We start from the raw sequence: 24,610 nt of genomic DNA, 5'->3' as shown, positions 1-24,610 counted from the left end.
CGAGGGAAGGCGCGGGAAAAGCGCCGGCAAAGTGCGGAACCGGCGAACGCGCGGCACTTCAGCGCGCGTTCGCCCGCCGCGCCGTTCGTCCTGCTTCATCCGCCCCGGCTGCCGAGGCCGCCGCGGCCGTGTTGCCGTCGGCCGGCAGGATGCACGCGAGAAACGCGTCGATCGCGGGGCTCTGGCGGCGCGCCTTCAGGTAGTACACGTATTCGTCGATCGTCGTGTCGACGCCGCGCAGCGCAATCACGCGCAGGTCGGGATGGCGCTCCGCCTCGCCGAGCGGAAACAGGCTGCCGCCCACGCCGTGCAGGATCGCCTCGCGGATCGCTTCGCGGCTGCCGATCTCGGCCATCGATACGGCCGCGACACCGGCCGCCGCGAGGATCGTCTCCGTGCAGCGGCGTGTCACCGACCCCTCCTCGCGAATCAGGAGCCGCACGTCGGCGAGCTGCGCCGGATCGATTGCGTCGAAACGCGCGAGCGGATGCGTGCGATGCACGACGAGCACGAGCGGGTCGGTCGAGATCACCTTGCGTTCGAGGCCTTCGGCGTCGTTGCGCTGCGACGATACCGCGAGATCGATGCGGAATTCCTGCAGCGCCTGCAGGATTTCCTCGGAGTTGCCGATCCGGCACGTGAGCGCGATCGACGGATGCGCGTTCGAGAAGCGGCCGACCGCGTCCATGATGTAGTACGGCCCCGTCGCACCGATCCGCAGGTGACCTTCGAACAGGCCGCCGACGTTGCGCAGCATGATGTCGGCCTGCGCCTCGAGTGCGATCATCTTCTCGACGAGCGGCAGCAGCTCGATACCCGTCTCGGTGACCTCGAGCTTGCGGCCGCTGCGGTAGAACAGCTCGACGCCGTACAGCTGCTCGACCTGCCGGATCTGCGCGGCAATCGTCGGCTGGCTCACGCCCAGGTGGCGCGCGGCGCGCGTGATGCTGCCCTGCCGGACGGTCGCATGGAACGCCTTCAGCTGATCGAACACGACTCGGCTTCTCCCCTCTTCATCGCGCGTCAGCGTAGCGCATGCGTGTGTCGGCCGCATGAAAGGCGCGTTGTGCGCCGCTTCGAAAAAAAGCTGGGGGTAAGCGCAAGAAAGCTGCTGGAACCGGTCACGGCCGGGACATGCGGGTGCGGGGTAATAGCGCGTAACACACCGACCGCCGGCCCCGCTCGACCGGCGCCCCACTCCTACCTACAACAGGGTTCCCTTCATGTCTTCGAACAATCGACGCGATTTCCTGCGCCTCGCCGCGCAGTCGGCCGGTGCGATGGCCGCCTACGCGGGCTTCCCGCCCGCGATCCGCAATGCGCTGGCGATGCCGGCCGCCTACCGCACGGGCACGATCCGCGACGTCGAGCACGTCGTGATCTTCATGCAGGAAAACCGTTCGTTCGACCATTACTTCGGCGGGCTGCGCGGCGTGCGCGGCTTCAACGACCCGCGCCCGCACCTGCTGCCGAGCGGCGCACCGGTGTGGCAGCAGCCGCCGGCATCGGTGTTCACGAAGAACTATCATTCGCGCGGCCTCGATCCGTCGGCGCCGTACGTGCTGCCGTTCTACCTCGATCCGAAGCAGACGACCGAATTCCAGCCGGGCACCAACCACGGCTGGAGCAGCGGCCACCTGTCCTGGAACAACGGCCAGTGGGACCAGTGGGTGAACCAGAAGCAGGACGTGCTGACGATGGGCTACCTGAAGCGCCAGGACCTCACGTACCACTACGCACTGGCCGACGCGTTCACGATCTGCGATTCGTACTTCTGCTCCGCGCACGCCGACACCGCGCCGAACCGCATCTACCTGTGGACCGGCACGGTCGACCCGCGCAACATCTACGGCACCCCGCCGAACGGCCCGGGCATCGGCGAGCGCGACGACGTGAACGGCTACACGTGGACGACCTACGCCGAGCGCCTCGAGAACGCGAAGATCAGCTGGAAGGTGTACCAGGGCGGCACGGGCATCCCGGGCGACCCGACCGACAACTACACCGACAACTCGCTGATGTTCTTCAAGAAGTTCCAGGTGAAGGAAGGCGCGAGCGGCCCGCTGGTCGACAAGGGCGCGTCGGACCACACGCTCGCCGAGCTGAAGGCCGACGTGCAGGCGAACCGGCTGCCGCAGGTGTCGTGGATCGTCGCGCCGTACAAGTACAGCGAGCACCCGCAGGCGTCGCCGACCGACGGCGCGTTCTACATCAACATGGTGCTCGAGGCGCTGACGTCGAACCCGGAGGTGTGGGCGAAGACGGTGTTCATCCTCAACTACGACGAGAACGACGGGCTGTTCGATCACGTCGTGCCGCCGGTGCCGCCGGTCACGAGCGGCGTGGGCGGCCAGGGCATCGTGTCGTCGAACCTGCTGTCGAACCTCGGCGACGAGCTGCTCGACCTGAACAAGTACCCGGGCGAAATGAGCCCGCTCGTGCCGGGCGCGGACCCGGGCGGCATCCAGCCGATCGGCCTCGGGCCGCGCGTGCCGCTGATCATCATCTCGCCGTGGACGAAGGGCGGCTGGGTCTGCTCGGAGACGTTCGACCATACGTCGGTGCTGCGTTTCCTCGAAGCGCGCTTCGGCGTGAAGGAGCCGAACATCAGCGCATGGCGCCGCTCGATCTGCGGCGACCTCACGTCGGCGTTCGACTTCTCCGCGCGCCCCGACACGCGCACGGTGAGCTTCACGGTGCCGCAGCACATCGCGACGGCCGGCCAGGCGTACCAGGTGCCCGCGCAGCAGGCGATGCCGGCGCAGGAACCCGGCACGCGGCCGGCGCGGGCGCTGCCCTACGAGCTGTTCGTGCACAGCCGCGTGAGCGGCCATGACGACAGCGTGTCGCTCGACTTCGCGAACACCGGCGACGCGGGTGCGGCGTTCTACGTGTACGACCGCCGCAATCCGGCGACGCCGCCGCGTCGTTATGCGGTGTCCGCGCACGATCGCTTCGTCGACACGTGGAACACGTCGGCCGCGCGCGGCGATTACCATCTCGCGGCATACGGCCCGAACGGCTATCTGTGCGAGTTCCAGGGCAACACGCGGCTCGCGGCCGACGGGCGGCACGCGAACCCCGAAGCGCGGATCGGCTACGACGTGCGCAACCGTCACGTGTACCTGCAACTGCGCAACAGCGGCCGCGCGACCTGTCGCGTGACGGTCGACAACGCGTACAGCCATGCGCATGCGCGCACCTACACGCTGGAGCCGGGCGAACGCGTCGAGGATCACTTCGCGCTGTCGTCGAGCCACGGCTGGTACGATCTGACGATTACCGCGACGACGCTGCGCGGCGGCGACGACAAGGTCGTGCGCCGCTTCGCGGGTCACGTCGAGACGGGCCGGCCGAGCCACAGCGATCCGGGGCCGGTGAAGCACACGACGGCCTGACGGCCGTCACGCGTCGCGCGATGCGGGCGAGGTCGGCCCGCCGCGCGAGCACCGCCTGCCGGCTGCATCCCGATTGCATCCCGGCACGTGGAATTGGCTTTTGGAAACTGAAAACTGTTGACAATGTACCGGGCCGAGGGTATACAAGGATCATTCGCCGATATGGCGCCCTCGTTCCCTACCGCAGCCTTGCTGCCTGCCCGACCATGACAGCCCCGAACGCGCTCAGCGCCATCGAACTCCTGCAAAGCCAGTCGCTCGCGATGATCGTCCAGGACATGCTCGAGCGCGCGATCGTCTCCGGCGAATACGCACCCGGCGAGAAGCTCAACGAAGTCGAGATCGCGACCCGGCTGAACGTGTCGCGCGGCCCCGTGCGCGAAGCGTTTCGGGCGCTCGAGCAGGCCGGCCTGCTGCGTAACGAGAAGAACCGCGGCGTGACGGTGCGCGTCGTGCCGCTGCGCGAGGCCGAGGAGATCTACGAAGTGCGCGCGATGCTCGACGAGTCGGTCGCGCGCGCGCTCGCGAAGCGCATCTCGCCCGACACGCTGAAGGTGCTGAAGGGCATCATCCAGTCGATGAAGGACGCCGCGAAGACCCACGACGTCACGCGCTATACGGAGCTGAACGTGCAGTTCCACGACGCGATGGTCGTCGGCGTCGGCAATACGCACCTCACCGATACCTACCGCCGGCTGGTGCGCCAGCTCGGGCTGCTGCGCCAGGCCGCGATCGAGGCCGAGGAAGACGCGATCGCGGTGTCCGCCGCCGAGCACGACAAGATCGTGCAGGCGCTCGCACGGGGCGACGAGGAGCAGGCGGTCGCGCTGGTGCGCGAGCACGTTTCGCATGGCCTTGCACGGATGCGCCGTACGCACGAGCAGGGGCTGCCCGCGACGGGCAAGGCGGCGCGGGAGAAGGCTGGCGCGTGAGTGGGGGCGGCGGGCGTCATCGCACATTGATGACGAAAGAGCGTTGACCGGGCGCTCACCGCCCTCCGTTCTTGCATTGCGAGTTTCGGCTGGCTTGCTGGTCGCATCGGACAGGTGTGGCCCCGGTCGAAATCGAGGGCGCCCGGGCTGAATGCAAGGATCGCCGGCAGGCGATCATTTGCCGCGTCGTTTATCAAAGGCATCGTCCAGAACCCAGCCCGTGCCGGATTCGCAGTGCACTTGTGTGTACGCGTAGATTTTGGCAACACGATCCGTCAATGGAACACAGGATTCACCTTTCCTGACCGTAAAGATCGGCTGGGTTCTATCGTCGTTTGGCTCGGCAAACGCAGGCATGTTCTGAAGCGCTGTCCACTTCTCGTCTTTATATTTCGAGCACGCGCCGATCATCATGGTGAGTGCGGCGAATAGCAGAAAGCGCATCATTTTTTGGGATATCGTTGGATTCCAATCAGGCGTTTCGAGTGGCGCAGACCGGTCATCAAATCCGCAGGGGCTATGATACCCGGCAGTTGCCATCTTGGGTCATAAGCCAGAATTCCCGCCTTGCCCAGTAATTCGGCTATGTTCGACGAGCAATTGTTGTCAACGAGCGAGTATGGCTTGTTTTCATGTCGCCGGCGTTTAATCTCGGAAACAATGATCTTCTTCTCGTCCTCGGAGCTGTGGAGGAGATAGCCGATCGTATCGCGTTGCATCTTGGTTTGCTGGCGATTCAGATAGCTCCGGATGTTATCGACGTCCCACCCCGGATGCGCCCTGCCATATACGATTCCGTCGATTGCGATCGCGGCATGTCCGAACTGAGATCCTCTCGAGATAGATCGAGAGTCGCTAATCAGGATTTCAACGGTTGCTGACGAATGCATGAAGGATGAAGTGAATTGATTATCTATCGAATTCACGAAATCCTATCATGATGATCTTGATTGTAAAATCGAGATATTTAATCGAAAAATAAATATTCGATAAGCGGTAAATCCATTTTTTTAATTATATCTGTATTGGGGCGTGTCTCGTCGATGCGCAGTAAATTGAAGGACGGGTTGCCTGTTTTGCGGGAATCACGATGTTGGAGATTGGACTTGCTCTATGGACGGGATTTCCTCGCTTGCCAATCGGGCGAGGCGAGGGCTCAAAAAGCCGGCGGCGGGATAGCGCTTGGCGTGCCGCCCGGGTTTTCCTGATCCCCCGCGCATGGTGCCCTCCCGTCACGCCTTGTCCGCCTTCCCCGCCGCGCTCGCAAACTTCGCGAGCCACGTATCGACGGCCGCCGGCTGCCGGCTCTCGTCCTCCGCGCGCTCCTTGCGGCGGATCGCATTGCGCACGACATGCGCGCCGACATAGCGGATCGGCTCCGGCGGGAAATGGCCGAGCGGGCCGCGCACGATTGGGCTGCGCGTCCATGCGTTGTCGAGGCCGAGCACCAGCGACGACAAAATCTGCCCACCCATGTAGGTCGGTCCCACGCCGTTGCCCGAATAGCCGAAGCCGTAGAACACGTTCGGCGCATCGTCCAGGCGGCCGAAGAACGGGAAGCCGGTGACCGATCGATCCGACGGCCCGTTCCAGCTCGCCGTGACCGGCACGCCCGCGAGCGACGGAAAGAACTCGCGCAGGCTGTGCGTGAGCTGCGCCTCGTACGGCGAGCGCCGGTCGAACACGGGCGCGATGCGGCTGCGCCACGAGAACGTGTTGCCGCCCTTGCCGAGCATCAGCCGCCCGTCGGCGGTGGTGCGGTAGTAGTAGACGAAGATCCGCGAATCGAGCACCGACACGCCGTCCACGAGCCCGGTCTTCTCGAGCAGTTCGGGGCATTTCTCGGTGATGACCATGTCGCTCGACACGACCGCGATCGTGCGTTCGAACTGCGGAAAGCGGCTCGCCATCCACGCGTTGATCGCGAACACGAGCTTGCCCGCGCTCACGCTGCCCGACGGCGTGCGCACGACGGCCGGCTGGCCGGGCGTGAAGTCGAGCATCGGCGTGCGCTCGTAGATCCGGATGCCCATCGCGAGCGCGACGCGGCGCAGCCCGCGCACGAGCTTGCCGGGATGCACGGTCGCGGCGATCGGCGAGTAGACGCCGTCGAGGTTGCGTGCGGAACCCGAGCGGCGCGCGACTTCGGCGGGCGGCAGCGGCTCGTAGCTGTGGATGCCGCACGCGGCGAGCGCATCGAGTACCGGCGCGAGCGTGCCGACCTGCGCGCGCGACGTCGCGGTGTACAGCGTGCCGTCGAGCCGCAGTTCGGCATCGATGTCGTGCGCGCGGCAGAAATCGGCGATGTGCTGCACGGCTGCTTCGGAGGCCTTCACGAGCCGGATCGCCTCGGCTTCCCCGAACAGCCGCCGCAGCGTCAGGAATTTCGCGGACCACGTGAGCAGGCAGCCGCCGTTGCGGCCGCTCGCGCCGGCGCCGCACAGGTCGGCTTCGACGATCGCGATGTCGAGCGCGGGGTTCTGCTGCCTGGCCTGGATCGCGGTCCAGAGCCCGGTGAAGCCGCCGCCGACGATGCAGACGTCGGCCTGCGTCGCACCTTGCAGCGCGGGGGCGAGATCGCCGTCGTTGAACAGCGCTTGTTCGATCCAGAAGGGTCGCATGGGAGGGTTCGCCGAAAAGGGGCCGTGCCGTGCACGGCACGGGAAAAGCGGCCGCCGCATGCGAACGTGCACGCGGCGGGGCAGGTCACATCACGTCGCATCACGTCACGCCGTATTGCGTCACGTCAGGCCGCCGCTTCGGCCGATACGCGGCGCACGCCCATCGCTTTCAGCGTGTCGGCGATCGCGGCGACGGCGCCCGGGATGCCGGCTTCGCCGAAGTGGCCGATGCAGCCGACCCGGAACGTCTCGACCTCGGTGAGCTTGCCCGGATACAGGATGTAGCCGCGCTTCTTGACCTCCTGGTAGAACCGCTTGAAGTCGTAGTTCGGATCGTCCGGCGCATGGAACGTGACGATGATCGGCGCCTGGATCGCCGGATCGAGGAACGGCCGGAAGCCGAGCGCGAGCATCCCGTCGATCAGCGCGCGCGTGTTGCGCTGGTAGCGGCCGCCGCGGGCGGCGAGCCCGCCTTCGTCGACGTATTGCGCGACGGCCGCGTCGAGCGCCGCGACCACGTGGGTCGGCGGCGTGAAGCGCCACTGCGTCGTGCGCTGCATGTAGACCCACTGGTCGTACAGGTCCATCGCGAGCGAATGGCTGTTGCCTTCGCAGCGTTCGAGCGTGCTGCGCTTCGCGATCACGAAGCCGAGCCCCGGCACGCCTTCGAGGCATTTGCCGGACGCGGCGATCACCGCGTCGAACGGCGTCGTGCGCGCGTCGATGTCGATCGCGCCGAACGAGCTCATCGCATCGACGATCAACGCGCGGCCGTGCTTCGCGACGACCTGCGCGATGTCGTGCAGCGGGTTCAGCACGCCGGCACCCGTTTCGCAATGCACGAGCGCGACGTGCGTGATGGACGGATCGGCGGCGAGCGCGCGCTCGACGTCGGCCGGATCGACGCGGCGATCCTCGCTGTAGTCGATCGTCGTGAGCTTGCGGCCGAGCACGCGGCAGATCTTCGCGATGCGCTGACAGTACGCGCCGTTGTTCGGCACGAGCACGTGGCCGTCGCGCGGCACGAGCGTGCCGATGGCCGCCTCGACGGAGAACGTGCCGCTGCCTTGCAGCGGCACGCATTCGTGCGTGCCTTCGCCGTGCACGATCTGCAGCAGGCGTTCGCGCAGCCGCGCGGTGATCGTGTTGAAGTCGCTGTCCCACGATCCCCAGTCGCGCAGCATCGCGTCGCGCGTGCGGTCGGAGGTGGTCAGGGGGCCGGGGGTGAGCAGGATGGGCTGGGCGGCGAGCGTCATGGTGTCTCCTCGATGAAGTCGGGACGTCACGTGAATGCGGAGAAAGAATCAGTGGCGATGCGGGTTGCGCCAGGCCTGCGTACGGCGCAGCAGTCGATGCGAGATGCACGCGAACAGCACGCAGGCGAACGACGACGTCGCGAGCACGAGCGTGGCCATCGCGGCGGCCGGGCCCATCTGGCCCGCGTCGTCGAGGTTCAGGATCGCGACCGACGCGGGCTGTGTGTCGGGCGAGTAGAGGAACGCGACGGCCGACACGGTCGTCATCCCGTTGACGAACAGGTAGCGCGCGATCAGCAGGATCGCGGGCAGGCACACGGGCACGGTCACGCGCAGGAAGGTCTTGTAGAACGGCACCTTCAGCGACGCGGACACGGCCTCGAACTCGCTGTCGATCTGCCTGAGCGCGGTGACGGCCGTCAGGTGGCTCGACGCGTAGTAGTGCACCACCGTGACGATCGCGAGCAGCCACAGCGAGCCGTACAGCCCGTTCAGCGGATTGCCGGGCGCGTTGAACAGGAAGATGTAGCTGATGCCGAGCACGAGCCCCGGCACGCCCATCGGCAGGATCGCGCACAGGGCGATGAAGCCGCGCAGCCAGCGCGCGCCGCGCGTCTTCTCGATCAGGTACGCCCCGCCGAACACGACGATCGTGCCGCCGATCGCCACCGTCGCAGCCATCCGCAGGCTGTTCCTGTACGCGTCGAAGATGCCGGCGCCGATCAGCCCCATTTCGTAGTGCTGCAGCCCGAGGGTCATCTGGTACGGCCAGAACTTCACGAACGACGCGAACACCGAGATGCCGACCACCGCGATGAAGAACGCGCATACGAGCGTGCAGTACGCGAGCATCGCCGCGTCGAAGCCGCGCGACGGTTTCGGCTGGTACGGCGTCGAGCGCGCGCCGAGCTGCGACTGCTGGCGGCGGCGGATGAAGAAGTCGACGCCGAACGCGACGAGGGCGGGGCACAGCAGCATCAGGCTCACGACGGCGCTGCGGTTGAAGTCCTGCAGGCCGATGATCAGCTTGTAGATGTCGGTCGACAGCACGTTGTACGAGCCGCCGATCACGACCGGCACGCCGAAGTCGTTGATGCACATCGTGAACGCCACCATCGTCGCGCTGATCAGCCCGTACTTCGCGCCCGGCAGCGTGATCGTGAAGAACTTGCGGATGCGGCCCGTACCCATCGCGTCGGCGGCCTCGTAGAGCCGGCCGTCGGCCAGCGACAGCGCGGTGACGAGGATCATCAGCACGTGCGGGAACGACGCGTACACCATGCTCAGCACGATGCCCGGCAGCCCGTAGATCGAATGGCCGTGCAGCAGCGGCTTCAGCAGCCCCGCGTTGCCGAACCAGTAGATGAACGACACCGCGGACAACAGCGTTGGCGCGAGCAGCGGCAACAGCGCGATCGTGCGCGCCGCGTTCTTCAGCGGCATGCACGAGCGCGTCAGCGCATACGCGAACGTGAACGCCATCGGCACGACGATCATCGTGACGAGCGCGCCGACCGTCAGCGAATGCAGCATCGAGCGCAGCACGCCGCTGTCCTCGAGGTAATCGACGAAGTTGTGCGCGCCGACGAATCGCCCGTCGGCATCGACGAAGCATTTCTGCACGACGAGCGCGAGCGGCAGCAGCAGGAACAGCGACATCAGCGCGGCCATCGCGACGAGCGCGAACTGCGCGATGCGGTCGTGCCAGTGCGTGATCTGCCGCACGTCGGCGGGGGCGGAGGCGCCGCGGCGGCGCTCGGTCAGGACGGTGCTCATTGCAGTCGCTCCTTCGCGCTCGGGAACACGCGGACATGCTCGCGATCGAGCGCGAGGTCGATGCGCGCGCCGGCCGCGACGCCGGTGCGGTCGACGTCGTGATACGACAGGTCGGCGACGATCTCCTGGCCGTCGAGCCCGTCGATCCGGAAGCTCACGCGACAGAACGCGCCGAGGAATTCGAGCTTCTCGACGCGGCCGGCCAGCACGTTGTCGGCCGTTTCGCCGGGCACGCGGATGCGCAGGTCTTCCGGCCGCACGTAGACCGACACCGCCGCGCCCTGCGCGGGGCGGGCCGTGCCATGGCGGCAGTCGAGGCCGACCGCACCCGCGCGCAGCGAGCCGTCGGGTGCGACTTCGGCGGGAATCGTGTTGACGCGGCCGATGAAATCCGCGACGAACGGCGACGCCGGCTGCCGGTAGATTTCGAGCGGCGTGCCGATCTGCTCGATCACGCCGTGGTTCATCACGACGATGCGGTCGGCCATCGACAACGCTTCTTCCTGGTCGTGCGTGACCATGATCGTCGTCACGCCGAGCCGCTGCTGCAGCGCGCGGATTTCCTGGCGCAGCCGCACGCGCACGCGCGCGTCGAGCGCCGACAGCGGTTCGTCGAGCAGCAGCAGGCCGGGGGAAGTCGCGAGCGCGCGCGCCAGCGCGATGCGCTGCTGCTGGCCGCCCGACAACTGGCCCGGATGCTTGCGATGGCTGTCGGGCAGGCCGACCAGCGCGAGCAGCGTGTGCACGCGCTCGTGGATCGCGTCGCGCTTCATCTTCCGGTTCACGAGCCCGTACGCGACGTTGTCGTACACGGTGAGGTTCGGGAACAGCGCATACGACTGGAACACGATGCCGTAGTCGCGCAGTTGCGGCGGGAGCCGCGAGATGTCGCGGCCGTCCTGCATGATGTGGCCGGCGTTCTGCGTTTCGAGCCCCGCGATGATCCGCAGCAGCGTGGTCTTCCCGCAGCCGGACGGCCCGAGGAAGCAGATCATTTCGCCCTTCATCACGCTCAGGTTGATGTCGGTCAGGACCTGCGTGTCGTTGTACCGCTTCTCGATGCGTTCTACGCTCAGATAAGGTGCCATGCGCGCCTCCATGCTGGGGCGGCCCGGGGGCCGGATTCGACGATGGAAAGGGTGACGCGGGGCGGCGCGCGGCGCGGCCCCGCTGCCGGTCGCGGCGTTACTGCTGCGTTTTCGCCCCGTAGCGCTTCTGCCACGTATCGAGGATCGACTGGCGGTTCTTCGCCGACCACACGAAGTCGTTCTTCACGAGCAGGTCCGAGTAGTTGTCGGGGATGCCGGCGAGCTTGCGCGCGACACCCGGGTACGCGACGATCGCCCACCAGCGCGCGGTGATCTGGTTCGCGTCCTTGCTCGCCATGAAGTCGGCCAGCTTCTTCGCGGCGTCGGGCTGCTTCGTCGTCTTCATGATCGCCGTGCCTTCCATGTCCCAGCCGAGCCCTTCCTTGGGGAACACGAGATCGATCGGCGCACCCTGCGACTGCAGTTCGTGGCCGCGGAACTCGAACGAGATGCCGATCGGGAATTCGCCGGTGCCGGCGAGCGTGCACGGCTTCGAGCCCGAGTGCACGTATTGCGCGACGTTCCTGTCGAGCGCGTCCATGAATTTCCAGCCTTTGTCGTCGCCGAAGGTCTGCAGCCACGCGGTCACGTCGAGGTAGCCGGTGCCGGAGGAAACCGGGCTCGGCATCACGATCGCGCCTTTGTAGACGGGCTTCGTCAGGTCGTCCCACGACGTCGGCTTCGGGATGTTCTTCGCCTGCGCGGCGACGCGGTTGTAGCAGATCGTCGCGCCCCACACGTCCATGCCGACCCAGTGCGGCGGCGTGTTTGCGTCGCTGTACTTGCGCGTGAGCTGGTCGAAGCCCTTCGGCGTGTACGGCATCAGCATGCCCTGCAGGTCGAGCAGCGTGAGGCTCGACGCGGCGAGGCCGAGCACGACGTCCGCGCGCGGGTTGTTCTTCTCCGCGAGCAGCTTCGCGGTGACCGAGCCGGTCGAGTCGCGCACCCAGCGGATCTCGATGTCGGGGTTCGCTTTCTCGAACGCATCCTTGTAGGGCTTCATCGCCTCGTCTTCCAGCGCGGTGTAGACGAGCAGCGACGTCTTTGCGTGCGCCGCCTGCGCGGCGCCGAGCGCGACCGCCGCGGCCAGTGCGAGACGGGCCGCGCCCGCCGCCCATGCATTCAAACGCTTGTTTACCGGCACTTCGTTCATCTTCAGACCCCTTGACTGTGGCGCCGCGGCACACGGCGGATGAGTGGAGACCAGCCCTCTTGCTGCTGCGTTGTTTTGCTTTCTGTTCTCTGCATGTTGTTGACAATCTACAAATCATCAATTTTAATGTCAAGCATGGAAAACACCTCCCTTCGGCGCGGCGCGGGCGCCGACGGCTCTACCCTTCGAACTGAAAGGAATGAACGTCATGACTGAAACGCCTGTATCCGTGGAAGTGAACGGCCGCCGCTACAACTGGATGCGCCGGCCGGTGGTGGTCGTGTGCGTCGACGGCTGCGCATACGAATACCTGGAGGAAGCCGCCGGGGCCGGCGTCGCGCCGTTCCTGCGCACACTGCTGAAACCGGGCACGGCGCTCAAGGGCGAGTGCGTGGTGCCGAGCTTCACGAACCCGAACAACCTGTCGATCGTGACGGGCGTGCCGCCGGCGGTGCATGGGATAAGCGGCAACTATTTCTACGATCGCGACACCGGCGCCGAGGTGCTGATGAACGATCCGAAGTATCTGGTCGCCCCCACCGTGCTCGCGACCTTCGCCGAGCAGGGGGCGCGCGTCGCGGTCGTCACCGCGAAGGACAAGCTGCGCCGCCTCCTCGGCAAGGGGCTGAAGGGCATCTGCTTCTCGTCGGAAAAGGCCGACGAGGCGACCGTCGAGGAAAACGGCATCGACAACGTGCTCGAGCTGGTCGGCAAGCCCGTGCCGAGCGTGTACAGCGCGGACCTGTCGGAATTCGTGTTCGCGGCCGGCGTGCGCCTGCTCGAGACGCGCCCGATCGACCTGATGTACCTGTCGACCACCGACTACGTGCAGCACAAGTGCGCGCCCGGCACGGAAGGCGCAAACGCGTTCTACGCGATGATGGACACGTACCTGCAGCGCCTCGACGAACTCGGCGCGATCGTCGCGATCACGGCCGACCACGGGATGAACGCGAAGCACGACGATGAAACCGGCGAGCCGAACGTGATCTACCTGCAGGAGCTGTTCGACGAGTGGCTCGGTCACGACGCGGCGCGCGTGATCCTGCCGATCACCGATCCGTACGTCGTGCACCACGGCGCGCTCGGCTCGTTCGCGACCGTCTACGTGCCGGCGTCGGCCGATGCCGAGGCGCTGCGCGCGCGGCTCGCCGCGGTCGACGGCATCGAGGTCGTGCTGACGGGCGCGGAGGGCTGCGCGCGCTTCGAGCTGCCGCCCGCGCGCATGGGCGACCTGATCGTGATCTCGAAGCAGGACGTCGTGCTCGGCACGCGCCGCATCAAGCACGACCTGTCGGGCCTCGACGTGCCGCTGCGTTCGCACGGCGGGATCTCCGAGCAGATCGTGCCGCTGATCTTCAGCAAGCCGGTCGCCGGCGACGTCACGGGCCGCGCGCGGCTGCGCAACTTCGACATCATCGACATCGCGCTCAACCATCTGCAGTGATGCATCCGCATCCGCAAGGGGACACACTCATGAACGCCATTGCAGCATCGACGGACGTCCGCGAGATTCGTCGCGAAGCACTGCGAATCGACGGCGAACGGATTCATCGGGACGCGGTGATCGAAGTGCGCAACCCGTACGACGGCGCGCTGGTCGGCACCGTGCCGAAGGCGACGCTCGACGACGTGCGGCGCGCGTTCGCGGCCGCGCGTGCATACCGGCCGGCGCTCACGCGCCACGATCGCGCGGCGATCCTGCGCCGCGCGGCCGACATCGTGCGGGCGCGCACGGCGGAGATCGCGGCGCTGATCACCGCCGAGGCCGGGCTGTGCATCAAGGATTCGACATACGAGGCGGGGCGTGTGGCCGATGTGCTGACGTTCGGCGCCGGCGAAGTGCTGAAGGACGACGGGCAGATCTTCTCGTGCGACCTGACCCCGCACGGCAAGAAGCGCCGCGTGTACACGCAGCGCGATCCGCTGCTCGGCGTGATTTCGGCGATCACGCCGTTCAACCACCCGATGAACCAGGTCGCGCACAAGATCGTGCCGTCGATCGCGACCAACAACCGGATCGTCGTGAAGCCGTCCGAGAAGGTGCCGCTGTCGTGCTACCTGTTCGCGGACATCCTGTACGAAGCGGGCCTGCCGCCGCAGATGCTGCAGGTGCTCACCGGCGACCCGCAGGAGATCGCCGACGAACTGATCACGAACCCGGCGATCGACCTCATCACGTTCACCGGCGGCGTATCGATCGGCAAGTCGATCGCGGCGCGGATGGGCTACCGGCGCGCGGTGCTCGAACTCGGCGGCAACGATCCGATCATCGTGATGGAAGACGCCGATCTCGACGAAGCGAGCACGCTCGCGGTGTCGGGGTCGTACAGGAACTCGGGGCAGCGCTGCACCGCGATCAAGCGGATGCTCGTGCACGAGTCGGTGGCCGATCGCTTTACGGAGCTGGTCGTCGAAAAAACGCGTGCGTGGTCGTATGGCAATCCGGCCGATCAGTCGGTGGACATGGGCACGGTGATCGACGAAGCGGCCGCGAAGTTCTGCGAGCGGCAGGTGAACGACGCGATCGCGCGCGGGGCGCGGCTGCTGGTCGGCAACGTGCGCGACGGCGCGCTGTATTCGCCGACGGTGATCGATCGCGTGACGCCCGACATGCCGCTCGTGAAATACGAGACGTTCGGGCCCGTGTCGCCGATCATGCGTTTCCGCGACATCGACGAAGCGATCAGGATGTCGAACAGCACCGACTATGCGCTGTCGTCGTCGGTGTGCACGAACCGCTTCGACCACATCACGCGCTTCATCACCGAACTGGAAGTCGGCAGCGTGAACGTGCGCGAAGTGCCGGGCTACCGACTCGAGCTGACGCCGTTCGGCGGCGTGAAGGACTCGGGGCTGGGGTACAAGGAAGGCGTGCAGGAAGCGATGAAGAGCTTCACGAATACGAAGACGTATTCGCTGCCGTGGTAAGCGGTGTGTAAGCCGCGCGCACCGGTTTCGCGGCCGGTGCGCGCGTCGATCGGTGCGTTGAGCGGCGCGTTGATCGACGCGTTATTCGATCGGCTCATATCGATAGCCGATTTGCGTTTTTGCCGTGCCTCGACGCGTCGGTAGAATTCGCGGACTTCTCGAACGGCACGCGCGTGCCGCGGGATCATTCCCTCCAATCATTCGGGGTCCGCACCATGAAAATCCTTCGCTCCATCCTGGTCGTCGCCATGCTGCAGGCCGTTTCGGTCACGAGCGCACTGGCGGCCGACGACCTGTCGCAGATCAAGTCGTCCGGCGTGTTCCGGGTCGGTACCGAAGGGACGTACGCGCCGTTCACGTACCACGACGAGACCGGCAAGCTGACGGGCTTCGACGTCGACATCGCGACCGCGATCGCGCAGCGTCTCGGCGTGAAGCCGCAGTTCGTCGAAGGCAAGTGGGACGGGTTGATCGCCGGCCTCGACGTGAACCGCTACGACGCGGTCGTCAACGAAGTGTCGATCACCGACGCGCGCAAGGCGAAATACGATTTCTCCACGCCGTACATCACGTCGCGCGCGGTGCTGATCGTGCGCGCGGACAACACGACGATCCGCTCGTTCGACGACCTGAAGGGCAAGAAGTCCGCGAACACGCTCACCAGCAATTTCGGCAAGCTCGCGGCCGCGCATGGCGCGGACGTCGTGCCGGTGCAGGGCTTCAACGAATCGATCGACCTGCTGAGCTCGGGCCGCGTCGACGCGACGATCAACGATTCGCTGTCGTACCTCGATTTCCGCAAGCACAAGCCGGACGCGAAACTGAAGATCGCGGCGACCGACGCGGGCGGCGCCAGCGATGCATCGGGCGTGCTGCTGCGCAAGGGCAGCCCCGCGCTGGTGGCCGCGATCGACAAGGCGCTCGCGGACATCAAGGCCGACGGCACCTACGCGAAGATCTCGCAGAAGTATTTCGGCCGCGACGTGTCGCAGCCGTGACGCGAGGCTGAACGATGCCGGCCTGGCTTCACCTGATGGCGGAATCGCTGAAGCCCCTGCTCGTCGCGGGGCTCGTGTTCACGGTTCCGCTCACGCTCGCGTCGTTCGCGATCGGTCTGCTGCTCGCGTTCGGCGCGGCGCTCGTGCGGCTGTTCGGGCCGCGCTGGGCGCAGGCCGCCGTGCGGTTCTACATCTGGCTGTTTCGCGGCTCGCCGCTGCTCGTGCAGCTGTTCGTGATCTTCTACGGCCTGCCGAGCGTCGGCATCGTGCTCGATCCGCTGACGGCCGCCGTGATCGGCTTCTCGCTGAACGTCGGCGCGTACAACGCGGAGGTGATCCGCGGCGTGATCGAATCGATTCCGAAGGGGCAGTGGGAGGCCGCGTACTCGATGGCGATGACGCGCCCGCAGGCGCTGCGCCGCGCGATCCTGCCGCAGGCCGCGCGCGTCGCGCTGCCGGCTTTGTCGAATTCGTTCATTTCGCTGGTGAAGGACACGTCGCTCGCGGCCGTGCTGACCGTGCCGGAGATCTTCCAGGCCGCGCAGCGGATCGCGGCCGTGACCTACGAACCGATGATCCTCTATACGGAAGCCGCGCTGATCTATCTGCTGCTCAGTTCGGTGCTGTCCACGCTGCAGCGTCGCCTCGAAACCCGCTTCGGCCGTCACGCGCTGTTCCAGGCGGAGTTGCGATGATCCGGCTCGAACGCATCGACAAGTCGTTCGGGACGCAGCGCGTGTTGCACGGGATCGACCTCGCCTTGCAGCCCGGCAGCGTGACGGCGCTGATCGGGCCGTCCGGCAGCGGCAAGAGCACGCTGTTGCGTTGCGTGAACCTGCTCGAAGTACCCGAGGCAGGTGCGCTGACGGTCGGCGACGCCCGCATCGACTTCTCGCCGGCGCACCGGCCGGCGCGCGACGCCGTGTTCGCGGTGCGCCGACAGACCGGCATGGTGTTCCAGAACTTTCAGCTGTTTCCGCACCTGAGCGTCGTGCAGAACGTGATGGAAGGGCTCGTCACCGTGCAGCGCTGGTCGCGCGAACGGGCCCGCGAACGCGCGCTCGCGCTGCTCGAGAAGGTCGGCATCGCGAACAAGGCCGACGCGTGGCCCGGCACGCTGTCGGGCGGCCAGCAGCAACGCGTCGCGATCGCACGTGCGCTTGCACCGTCGCCGCAGGTGCTGCTGTGCGACGAGCCGACGTCGGCACTCGATCCGGAGCTGTCCGTCGAAGTCGTCGAGGTGCTGCGCCAGCTCGCGCGCGAAGGCACGACGATGCTGATGGCGACGCACGACCTGCGCCTGGCCGCGTCGATCGCGCACGACGCGGCGTTTCTCGCGGAGGGGCGCGTGGTCGAGGCCGGTGCATCGCGCGACCTGTTCGGCGGCCCGCGCGATCCGCGCACCGCGAAGTTCATCTCGACGCTCGCGCAGGGCGTGCCGGTGTTCTGACGCGGCACGCGACACGCGGTACAGGCGGCGTCAACCTTTCCCGGGCCGGTCGAGCACCGCCGCGACGATCGCTTCCGGCGCATCTTCCTGCACCAGGTGGCCCGCGCGCGGCACCCTGATCAGCTGGCCGCCGGCGATGCGATCGGCCAGCGCCTGCCCCTGTTCGAGCGGAATCCACGCGTCGTCCTCGCCCCACACGATGCGCACCGGAAAGTCCGGTGGCGCATAACGGGCCTCGGCTTCCTCGATGTAGTGCTGGCGCATCTGCGCGATCTGGCGATAGAACGCGGCCTGGCCGACTGGCGTGAGCCACGGCGCGCGGTAGATCGACAGCGCCTCGTCGCTCAGCGGCCGGGCGACGGCGTTGCCGAGATAGGCCGACACGAGTGCGTGATGCGCATACGCGGGCAATCCGGTGAAGGCGGCTTCGTGCTGCGCGACGTGGCGCACGAACGGCGAACCCTGCGGCGCAATCGCGACCGGGTTCACGAGCGTGAGATCCGCATAGGCGACACCGTCGAGGAAGTGCGCGCGCAGCACGGTGGCGCCGCCGTAGTCGTGCGCGAGCACGCGCGGTCGCGAAATCTTCCACTCGTCGAGCATCGCGCCGAACAGCGCGTTCTGGCGGCCGAGCGACACGTCCGCATCCGGCATGTCGGATTGACCGTAGCCGAGCAGGTCGTAGAAGAACACGCGATGACGGCGCGCGAGCCACGGTGCGATCCGCCGCCACACCTGCGACGAAAACGGCGTGCCGTGCACGAGCACGAGCGGCGGGCCTTCGCCGAACGTTCCCCAGGCAATCCGGTGGCCTTCGAAAATGAAGCGGTTGGCGAGTTCGAGCATCGGCATCTCCGTGCTAACCTGTTTTGGTTGTTAACAGGTTACTCCGGATTGTTCGGGTGTGAAACCGATAGGTGAAAATAAATGGTTACTCGACACGAACCCGTGCGACATGCGCATGAATGGGGGGCAGCCGATTTCGTCGGCGGCCATCCGGCGCTCGACTTCCTCAACACGGTGGCCGACACGGGCAAGACGCGCGACGCGGACAAGTTCGTCGACTGGCCGGCCGTGCATGCCTGGGTGGAGCGATCGGGGTTGCTGGTGCCGGCCGATCTGGCGCGGCTTCTGCGTCATGCGCGGCAGGACGACGCCGACGCACTGGTCGCGCTGCGTCGCTTTCGCGAGGAGGCTTACACCGCGATCGCACACCTGACGGCCGGCAGTGGCGGCACTGCCGGCGCGCGCGCGGCGGGCCGGCTCGCCGTTGCGATCCGCGAGGCGATCGGGCGCAGCGCGTTCGATGCGGTCGACGGCCGGTTCGCGTGGCGGCCCGACGCGCGCGTCGCGTCGCGCTGGGTCGACGCGGCCGCACTCGGGTTCGAGCATCTGCTGCGCAGCGACGAATTTGCGCGCGTGCGCCAGTGCGGCCGTTGCACGTGGTTCTTCGTCGATCGCGGGCGCGGTGTCGGGCGGCGCTGGTGCGACATGCGCACCTGCGGGAACCGCGCGAAAGTGGAGGCGTTCAGGGAGCGGTGACGTGCGCGCCGAGCTGGTCGTCGTGCCGCGCGGTGCGCGGCCGGCACGCGAACGTCATGGCGCGGCTTCGTGCGGCGGATGTTCCGGCCACAGCGTCGCGGCGATGAACAGCCCGGCCGCGAGGAACGGTGCGCCGATCGCGAACAGGATGGCCGTGAGGCCCCAGTGATCCCAGAAGCGGTCGACCACCGCGCGCTCGGGTGTGACGGGGTCGTACAGCACGTTGACCGCTTCGCCTTCGTGCAGGCCCGGATGCGACGACGCCGAACCCTGCGCGAACTTGATCTGGCGTCCGCTGTCGGTCGTGAACGCGACGATCGCCGAATACAGCGACGTGCGCGCGCGGGGCGAGTGCGTGTTTTTCGCGATCTCGACGACATGGCCGGTGGAACGCGCATAGTGATGGATGACCTGCCACTGGCGCAGGCCGGCCGCACCGGCGCCGGCGATGAAGCCCGTGCCGATCGCGATCGGAATCAGCACGATCGCGATATCCCAGCGGCTGCGCACGTGCTTGCGGGCGCGGCGGGCCGGCGGCGGGGCGGACGACCGGCGCCGGCGCTCGCCGGCGATCAGCAGGCCGCCGATCGCGAACGATGCGATGGCGAGCAGCGCCGGCACGATTGCCGGAAACCAGCGTTGCGCGAAATCGTCGATCAGCGCGGGGCGTTCGGGGTGGCCGGGGTCGAGCCATACCTCGACGTTCTCGCCGATGTCGTAGGCGGGGACGGTCGATGCGGTATTGCCGGCGACTTCGCGACGCTGGCCGTCGTTCGCGAGGTACGCGACGATCGGCCGGTACGCGCGCATCGCGTCGCTGTCCTGCACGATGCGCACGACCGTGCCCGGTGCACGGACCAGCTGGCCGGTCGCCTGCCCGGCCGTCACGGCGAGCATGGCGGCCAGTACGAGCAGCACGACGCCGAGCGCCATCGCGACGAGTGCGTCCCTACCCGGCATGACCGGATCCGGTTCGTCGTGCTTCGCACTGCGGATTCCGGCTTGATCGGAGGGATCGCGCGACCCGCCGAACCGGCCGATATCGGCGCAACCAGGCCCTCTGAATGGTCGCGTCCCGTTCACATGCTTCCATGTCTGACGTCCCATGCTCTCTCAGTGCCGGCGGGCGAACCACAGTGCCTGCGCCGGTCGTGTGATATTTGTCGGACGATTCTAGCGGAAACGATGCGGAAGATGGGTGCGCTCGCGTACCGCGAGGGGCGCGCAACGCGAAGCGAGGCGGCGTAAATGAAAAACGGCAGGAAAGCGGCGTAAACGGAAAAGGCCGGTCAGCTTGCGCTGACCGGCCTTTGAAATTCCTGGTGGGGCGTGAGTGACTCGAACACTCGACCTACGGATTAAGAGTCCGCTGCTCTACCAACTGAGCTAACGCCCCCAACAGAAGAAAGATTATGCACGAGCATTTCAGGCTTGGCAAGTCCTTTCTGCAAATTTCCTGAGAATATTTCGTCACGACAACGGTGGCTGCCGGCCCGATAACGAGCGATCGCAGTTTTCGTGCTCCCGGTATGATGACGCCACACGTGTTGCGCGGCGGTCGCGCAACGCTTTCTGGGCTTTCGAAGATGGACGAAAACGCAGTCCGCGAATTGCTGGATCGCCTGCTGGCCCCCTGGGTCCGCTCGCTCGGTCTGGTCCCCGTGTCGATCGGCGACGACAGCGTCACGCTGCGCCTGCCGTTTTCCGGCGAATTCCGCCATTCGGGCGGTGTGATCTGCGGCCAGGTGTTCACGGCGGCCGCCGATACCGCGATGGTGGTCGCGATCTCGGCCGCGCTCGGCGAGTTCCGGCCGATGACGACCGTGTCGTTGAACACGAACTTCATGCGTCCCGTGCGCAAGGGCGACGTGCTCGTCACCGCGCGCGTGCTGCGGATGGGGCGCAATCTCGTATTCGGCGAAGTCGAGCTGTTCGACGAAGACGGCAAGATGGCCGTTCACGCGACGTCGACCTACGCGCTCGTCAGCTGAGCGGCGCGATGTTCGACCAGATCGTCTTTGCGGGCGGCGGCAATCGCTGCTGGTGGCAGGCCGGCTTCTGGGACGTCGCGCAGCCGGCGCTCGGCCTGCGTCCGCGCGTGATCACCGGTATCTCGGCCGGCGCGGCAACCGCCTGCATGCTGTATACACGCGACGCCGCCTGGGTGATGCGCTATTACGAAGAGGCGCTGCGCCACAACCGGAAGAACGCGTACTGGGGCAACCTGTTCGGGCGCGAGCCCGTGTTTCCGCATTACCGGATTTACCGTCAGGCGCTGCTCGACATCTACGGCGAACCGTTCGCGAAGCTTGCCGCGGCGCCGGAGATCCGCATCGGCGTGTCGCATGTGCCGCGCTGGCTCGGTGCGCGCAGCGCAGTCGCCGCCGGTCTCGTCGCGTACAACATCGAGAAGTACGTGCGCAAGACGCTGCACCCGACGCTCGGGCGCACGCTCGGCTTTCGGCCCGAATTCGTGCGTGCGCAGGCCTGCACGCAAGTCGAGGAACTCGCCGACCTGATCCTGCAGTCGTCCTGCACGCCGCCGTTCACGCCGGTGCTGCGCCGCGGCGGCCGGCCGGTGCTCGACGGCGGGATGGTCGACAACGTGCCGGTCGACGCGCTCGACCCGACGCCGGGCGACGTGCTGGTGCTCGTCACGCGGCTGTATCCGCGCCCGCAGATGTTCACGGTCGCGCATGGCGAGCAGCGCCGGCTGTACGTCCAGCCTTCGAGCAAGGTGCCGATTTCGAGTTGGGATTACACGAGCCCGTCGCAGATGCGGCATGCGTACGATCTCGGTCGGCGCGACGGCGAGCATTTCCTCACGCGCGTCGGCGCGATGACGGGCGGCCGCGTGGCCGCCTGACGATCGGGAATGGAGGAGCGGGGCTGCGGCGTGCGCAGCCCGCGCGGTCAGCGCTTGCGGATCGGCGTCAGCGCTTCCGGGTTGGCAACGCTCGACATGTCGCCGTCGTCGAACGCGAGGATGTTGCGGAACGCCGCGCTGAAGTAGAGCTCGTAGCTTTCGCGCTCGACGTAGCCGATGTGCGGCGTGCAGATCACGTTTTCCATTCGCAGCAGGCTGTAGCCCTGCAGGATCGGCTCGCTCTCGAACACGTCGATCGCGACCATCCCCGGACGGTTGTGCGACAGCGCGTTGACCAGTGCGTTTTCCTCGAGCAGTTCGGCGCGGCTCGTGTTGACGAGCAGCGACGTCGGCTTCATCCGCATCAGGTCTTCCTGCTTCACGATCCCGCGCGTGTCGTCATGCATGCGCAGGTGCAGCGACAGCACGTCGCTCTGCTCGAACAGCGCTTCGCGGCTTTCGGCGGCCGTATAGCCGTCGGCGCGCGCGGCCTCGAGCGAATGCTCGCGGCCCCAGATCAGCACGTTCATCCCGAACGCCTTGCCGTAGCCGGCGACGAGCCGGCCGATCTTGCCGTAGCCCCAGATGCCGAGCGTCTGGCCGCGCAGCACCTGGCCGAGGCCGAAGTTCGGCGGCATGGCCGACGTCTTCAGGCCCGACTGCTGCCAGGCGCCCTGCTTCAGGTTCGCGACGTACTGAGGAATGCGGCGCTGGGCGGCCATCACGAGCGCCCAGGTCAGTTCGGCGGGGGCGACCGGCGAGCCCGTGCCTTCGAGCACCGCGATGCCGCGGTCGGTACAGGCTTCGAGATCGATGTGGCTCGACACGCGGCCGGTCTGGCTGATCATGCGCAGGTTCGGCAGCTTTGCGAGCAGTTGCGACGAAATCGGGGTCCGTTCGCGAATCAGCACGAGCGCCTCGACTTCCGCCAGACGGCTGGCGAGTTGTCCCAATCCGCGCACCGTATTGTTGAAGACCTTCACGTCGTGGCCGGCAAGCATCTCGAAGCAGTTCAGCTTGCGGACGGCGTCCTGGTAGTCGTCGAGGATGGCAATTTTCATGATGAGCGGGTGTCGCGCGTTGAAAGCGGCGGTGGCGGCGGCGCACCTCGCGCACCCGTCCCGCCCGGCCGGGGCCGACATGATGCTATGTCAGCCGCCTTCGTGGTGTCTTTTTAACAGGTTGTTACGCTCCGCCGCAATTGGCGGCGGCCTGACCCGGCGCCGCTCGCGGGAAGGGCAGAAGGGTGCGCTGTTGTGTCGCATCAAATACGTCCTTCCTGATTCGGCCGCTTACACGACGAGGTTCACCCAATTGTTGTCTCAATCGGAATAATTGGATCAACTATCCGCAGAGGGCGAGGATTTTTGACTATTTTTATCGTCAACCGGGGCCTTGTTGAGCAACTCTGCATCATTTCCGCTGTCGTAGGAGAATTACGCATTTGCTTCATCTTTTTGAAGTTGTAACAGCGGCAGGAGTCGTTTATGGATCATTTGCAGTCGATGCGCGTGTTCGTCAAGGTTGCAGATCTCGGCAGTTTCGCGCGGGCCGCGAGTGCAATGGATATCTCCAACGCGGTCGCGACGCGTCACGTCGCCGATCTGGAGGGCAGGCTCGGCACGCGTTTGCTGAACCGCACCACGCGCAGCCTTTCCCTGACCGAGTCAGGCCAGGTCTATCTGGAGCGTGCCCGCCAGATCCTCGATGAGCTGGAAGACGTCGAGCAGATGGTCGTCGCACGCAATCACGAGCCGGTCGGCACGCTGCGCATCGTTGCGCCGGTCGTGTTCGGCCTGCATAACCTCGCGCCCGTGTTGCAGTCGTACACGGAGAATTTCCCGAAAGTGGTGCCGGATCTCACGCTGGTCGACCGGCAGGTCGATCTGGTCGAGGAAGGTTTCGATGTCGGCATCGTCGTCACGCGCCAGATGCGCAGCGCGAGCATCGTCACGCGGCGCCTGACCACCGGCTGCATGACCGTGTGCGCGACGCCGAGCTATCTGGAGAAGCACGGCGTGCCGACCCATCCGGAGCATCTCGCCGAGCATCCGAGCCTGAGCCTGCCGACCGAATACTGGGGCGACGAGCGTGTGTTCACGGGGCCGGACGGTGAGGTGCGCGTGCGCCCGACCAACGTGATCGTCGCGAACAACACCGCGATGCTGCGCCAGTTCGCGTTGCTCGGGATGGGGGTCGCGATCCTGCCGAGCTACCTGATCGGCGGCGACATCGCGCGCGGTGCGCTCGTGCGGTTGCTGCCGGATTTCCGGCTGCCGCAGGTCGAGATCAACATCGCTTACCCGAGCCGGCGCCATCTGCCCGCGAAGGTGCGCACGTTCATCGACCACCTCGTCGAGCATTTCAGCCACTCGACCGACGCGACGATGGGTGAGCAGTGGGCCGCGCAGAGCTCCGCGCTCGCGCCGATCGGTGTCGAGACGCGTGCCGAGCAACCGGAATCGGCCGACCCGAACCTGTCGCCGCGCCTGCCGCGTTCGCCGCGCACGCGCGTCGCGGCGCCGTCGCCGCTGTAACGGCGCGACGGCCCGGGCGGCCGGGCGTCGGTTACCGCCGGCACAAAGAAAAACGCGGATCG

Annotated in this window: 22 protein-coding genes and 1 tRNA gene; 11 read left to right on the top strand and 12 right to left on the bottom strand. The window is 66.7% G+C overall.

The annotated features are described in order from the left end of the window. Positions 1 to 58: 58 nt before the first annotated feature. Positions 59 to 994 carry a LysR family transcriptional regulator gene (locus PQB87_RS17575; RefSeq protein WP_059586593.1) on the bottom strand — a complete coding sequence of 312 codons (936 nt, stop codon included), beginning with the start codon at positions 992 to 994 and terminating at the stop codon, positions 59 to 61. Between the two features lie 229 nt (positions 995 to 1,223). On the opposite strand from PQB87_RS17575, the gene PQB87_RS17570 reads away from it, so the two are divergent. Together PQB87_RS17570 and PQB87_RS17565 are read left to right on the top strand one after the other, a co-directional pair. After that, positions 1,224 to 3,398 carry a phosphocholine-specific phospholipase C gene (locus tag PQB87_RS17570; protein ID WP_059586591.1) on the top strand — a complete coding sequence of 725 codons (2,175 nt, stop codon included), beginning with the start codon at positions 1,224 to 1,226 and terminating at the stop codon, positions 3,396 to 3,398. Between the two features lie 206 nt (positions 3,399 to 3,604). Then, complete coding sequence (locus tag PQB87_RS17565) at positions 3,605 to 4,330, top strand: phosphonate utilization associated transcriptional regulator (RefSeq protein WP_048025648.1); 726 nt, start codon at positions 3,605 to 3,607, stop codon at positions 4,328 to 4,330. Positions 4,331 to 4,504: 174 nt separating this feature from the next. Here PQB87_RS17565 and PQB87_RS17560 read toward each other — a convergent pair whose 3' ends face one another. The 7 genes from PQB87_RS17560 to PQB87_RS17530 form a co-directional block, all read right to left on the bottom strand. Beyond that, entirely contained in the window at positions 4,505 to 4,777 is a 273-nt protein-coding gene (locus tag PQB87_RS17560) for a hypothetical protein (protein WP_301863743.1), read from the bottom strand. Continuing rightward, the gene (locus PQB87_RS17555) at positions 4,774 to 5,049 is read right to left on the bottom strand and encodes a lipoprotein N-acyltransferase Lnb domain-containing protein (RefSeq protein WP_502291548.1); all 276 of its coding nucleotides are present in this window, start codon (positions 5,047 to 5,049) and stop codon (positions 4,774 to 4,776) included. Before PQB87_RS17555 ends, PQB87_RS17560 begins: the two co-directional genes overlap by 4 nt. A 513-nt stretch (positions 5,050 to 5,562) precedes the next feature. Beyond that, positions 5,563 to 6,951, bottom strand: a complete 1,389-nt coding sequence (locus tag PQB87_RS17550; RefSeq protein WP_059688914.1) for an FAD-dependent oxidoreductase — start codon at positions 6,949 to 6,951, stop codon at positions 5,563 to 5,565. A 125-nt stretch (positions 6,952 to 7,076) separates the two neighbouring features. Beyond that, the gene (locus PQB87_RS17545) at positions 7,077 to 8,207 is read right to left on the bottom strand and encodes a 2-aminoethylphosphonate--pyruvate transaminase (protein WP_153488962.1); all 1,131 of its coding nucleotides are present in this window, start codon (positions 8,205 to 8,207) and stop codon (positions 7,077 to 7,079) included. Positions 8,208 to 8,255: 48 nt separating this feature from the next. Beyond that, positions 8,256 to 9,983 carry a putative 2-aminoethylphosphonate ABC transporter permease subunit gene (locus tag PQB87_RS17540; protein ID WP_233345482.1) on the bottom strand — a complete coding sequence of 576 codons (1,728 nt, stop codon included), beginning with the start codon at positions 9,981 to 9,983 and terminating at the stop codon, positions 8,256 to 8,258. After that, positions 9,980 to 11,071: a putative 2-aminoethylphosphonate ABC transporter ATP-binding protein gene (locus PQB87_RS17535; RefSeq protein ID WP_111942301.1), complete on the bottom strand. Its 1,092-nt coding sequence runs from the start codon at positions 11,069 to 11,071 to the stop codon at positions 9,980 to 9,982. The genes PQB87_RS17540 and PQB87_RS17535 overlap by 4 nt, the downstream gene beginning before the upstream one ends. A gap of 97 nt (positions 11,072 to 11,168) precedes the next feature. Then, the gene (locus PQB87_RS17530) at positions 11,169 to 12,224 is read right to left on the bottom strand and encodes a putative 2-aminoethylphosphonate ABC transporter substrate-binding protein (protein WP_059688911.1); all 1,056 of its coding nucleotides are present in this window, start codon (positions 12,222 to 12,224) and stop codon (positions 11,169 to 11,171) included. 208 nt (positions 12,225 to 12,432) lie between these two features. Between PQB87_RS17530 and phnA the strand changes: the two genes are divergently transcribed. From phnA to PQB87_RS17505, 5 genes are all read left to right on the top strand, one after another. Beyond that, on the top strand, positions 12,433 to 13,671 hold the full coding sequence (phnA, locus tag PQB87_RS17525) for a phosphonoacetate hydrolase (protein WP_059688933.1): 1,239 nt from the start codon (positions 12,433 to 12,435) through the stop codon (positions 13,669 to 13,671). A 29-nt stretch (positions 13,672 to 13,700) separates the two neighbouring features. Next, positions 13,701 to 15,155 (top strand): phosphonoacetaldehyde dehydrogenase, encoded by a 1,455-nt coding sequence (gene phnY / locus PQB87_RS17520; protein WP_489242425.1) that lies wholly within the window; start codon positions 13,701 to 13,703, stop codon positions 15,153 to 15,155. A 215-nt stretch (positions 15,156 to 15,370) separates the two neighbouring features. Continuing rightward, positions 15,371 to 16,153 (top strand): amino acid ABC transporter substrate-binding protein, encoded by a 783-nt coding sequence (locus tag PQB87_RS17515; protein WP_048025642.1) that lies wholly within the window; start codon positions 15,371 to 15,373, stop codon positions 16,151 to 16,153. Between the two features lie 14 nt (positions 16,154 to 16,167). Continuing rightward, entirely contained in the window at positions 16,168 to 16,848 is a 681-nt protein-coding gene (locus PQB87_RS17510; protein WP_027788824.1) for an amino acid ABC transporter permease, read from the top strand. Then, positions 16,845 to 17,603 (top strand): amino acid ABC transporter ATP-binding protein, encoded by a 759-nt coding sequence (locus PQB87_RS17505; RefSeq protein ID WP_489242424.1) that lies wholly within the window; start codon positions 16,845 to 16,847, stop codon positions 17,601 to 17,603. Before PQB87_RS17510 ends, PQB87_RS17505 begins: the two co-directional genes overlap by 4 nt. 30 nt (positions 17,604 to 17,633) lie before the next feature. Here the strand turns inward: PQB87_RS17505 and PQB87_RS17500 are convergent, their stop codons facing one another. Next, on the bottom strand, positions 17,634 to 18,449 hold the full coding sequence (locus tag PQB87_RS17500) for an alpha/beta fold hydrolase (protein WP_153488956.1): 816 nt from the start codon (positions 18,447 to 18,449) through the stop codon (positions 17,634 to 17,636). An 81-nt stretch (positions 18,450 to 18,530) separates the two neighbouring features. On the opposite strand from PQB87_RS17500, the gene PQB87_RS17495 reads away from it, so the two are divergent. Continuing rightward, positions 18,531 to 19,145, top strand: coding sequence for a CGNR zinc finger domain-containing protein (locus tag PQB87_RS17495; protein ID WP_153488954.1), 615 nt, complete (start codon positions 18,531 to 18,533; stop codon positions 19,143 to 19,145). 54 nt (positions 19,146 to 19,199) lie between these two features. Here PQB87_RS17495 and PQB87_RS17490 read toward each other — a convergent pair whose 3' ends face one another. Then, positions 19,200 to 20,252, bottom strand: coding sequence for a DUF3592 domain-containing protein (locus PQB87_RS17490; RefSeq protein ID WP_153488953.1), 1,053 nt, complete (start codon positions 20,250 to 20,252; stop codon positions 19,200 to 19,202). Positions 20,253 to 20,465: 213 nt separating this feature from the next. Further along, a tRNA-Lys gene (locus PQB87_RS17485) sits at positions 20,466 to 20,541 on the bottom strand. A 190-nt stretch (positions 20,542 to 20,731) separates the two neighbouring features. Here PQB87_RS17485 and PQB87_RS17480 point away from each other — a divergent pair. Both PQB87_RS17480 and PQB87_RS17475 read left to right on the top strand, forming a co-directional pair. Then, positions 20,732 to 21,136, top strand: a complete 405-nt coding sequence (locus PQB87_RS17480; protein ID WP_027785770.1) for a PaaI family thioesterase — start codon at positions 20,732 to 20,734, stop codon at positions 21,134 to 21,136. 8 nt (positions 21,137 to 21,144) lie between these two features. Further along, positions 21,145 to 22,011: a patatin-like phospholipase family protein gene (locus PQB87_RS17475; protein ID WP_111942249.1), complete on the top strand. Its 867-nt coding sequence runs from the start codon at positions 21,145 to 21,147 to the stop codon at positions 22,009 to 22,011. A gap of 47 nt (positions 22,012 to 22,058) precedes the next feature. On the opposite strand, the gene PQB87_RS17470 is transcribed toward PQB87_RS17475, so the two are convergent. Beyond that, positions 22,059 to 23,072, bottom strand: coding sequence for a D-2-hydroxyacid dehydrogenase family protein (locus tag PQB87_RS17470; RefSeq protein ID WP_027788844.1), 1,014 nt, complete (start codon positions 23,070 to 23,072; stop codon positions 22,059 to 22,061). Positions 23,073 to 23,498: 426 nt separating this feature from the next. Between PQB87_RS17470 and PQB87_RS17465 the strand changes: the two genes are divergently transcribed. Beyond that, positions 23,499 to 24,548, top strand: coding sequence for a transcriptional regulator GvmR (locus tag PQB87_RS17465; protein ID WP_059688353.1), 1,050 nt, complete (start codon positions 23,499 to 23,501; stop codon positions 24,546 to 24,548). The last annotated feature ends 62 nt before the right edge of the window (positions 24,549 to 24,610 follow it).

The organism is Burkholderia sp. KL41, assembly GCF_057005415.2.
This window is presented reverse-complemented; position numbering and strand designations above follow the sequence as displayed.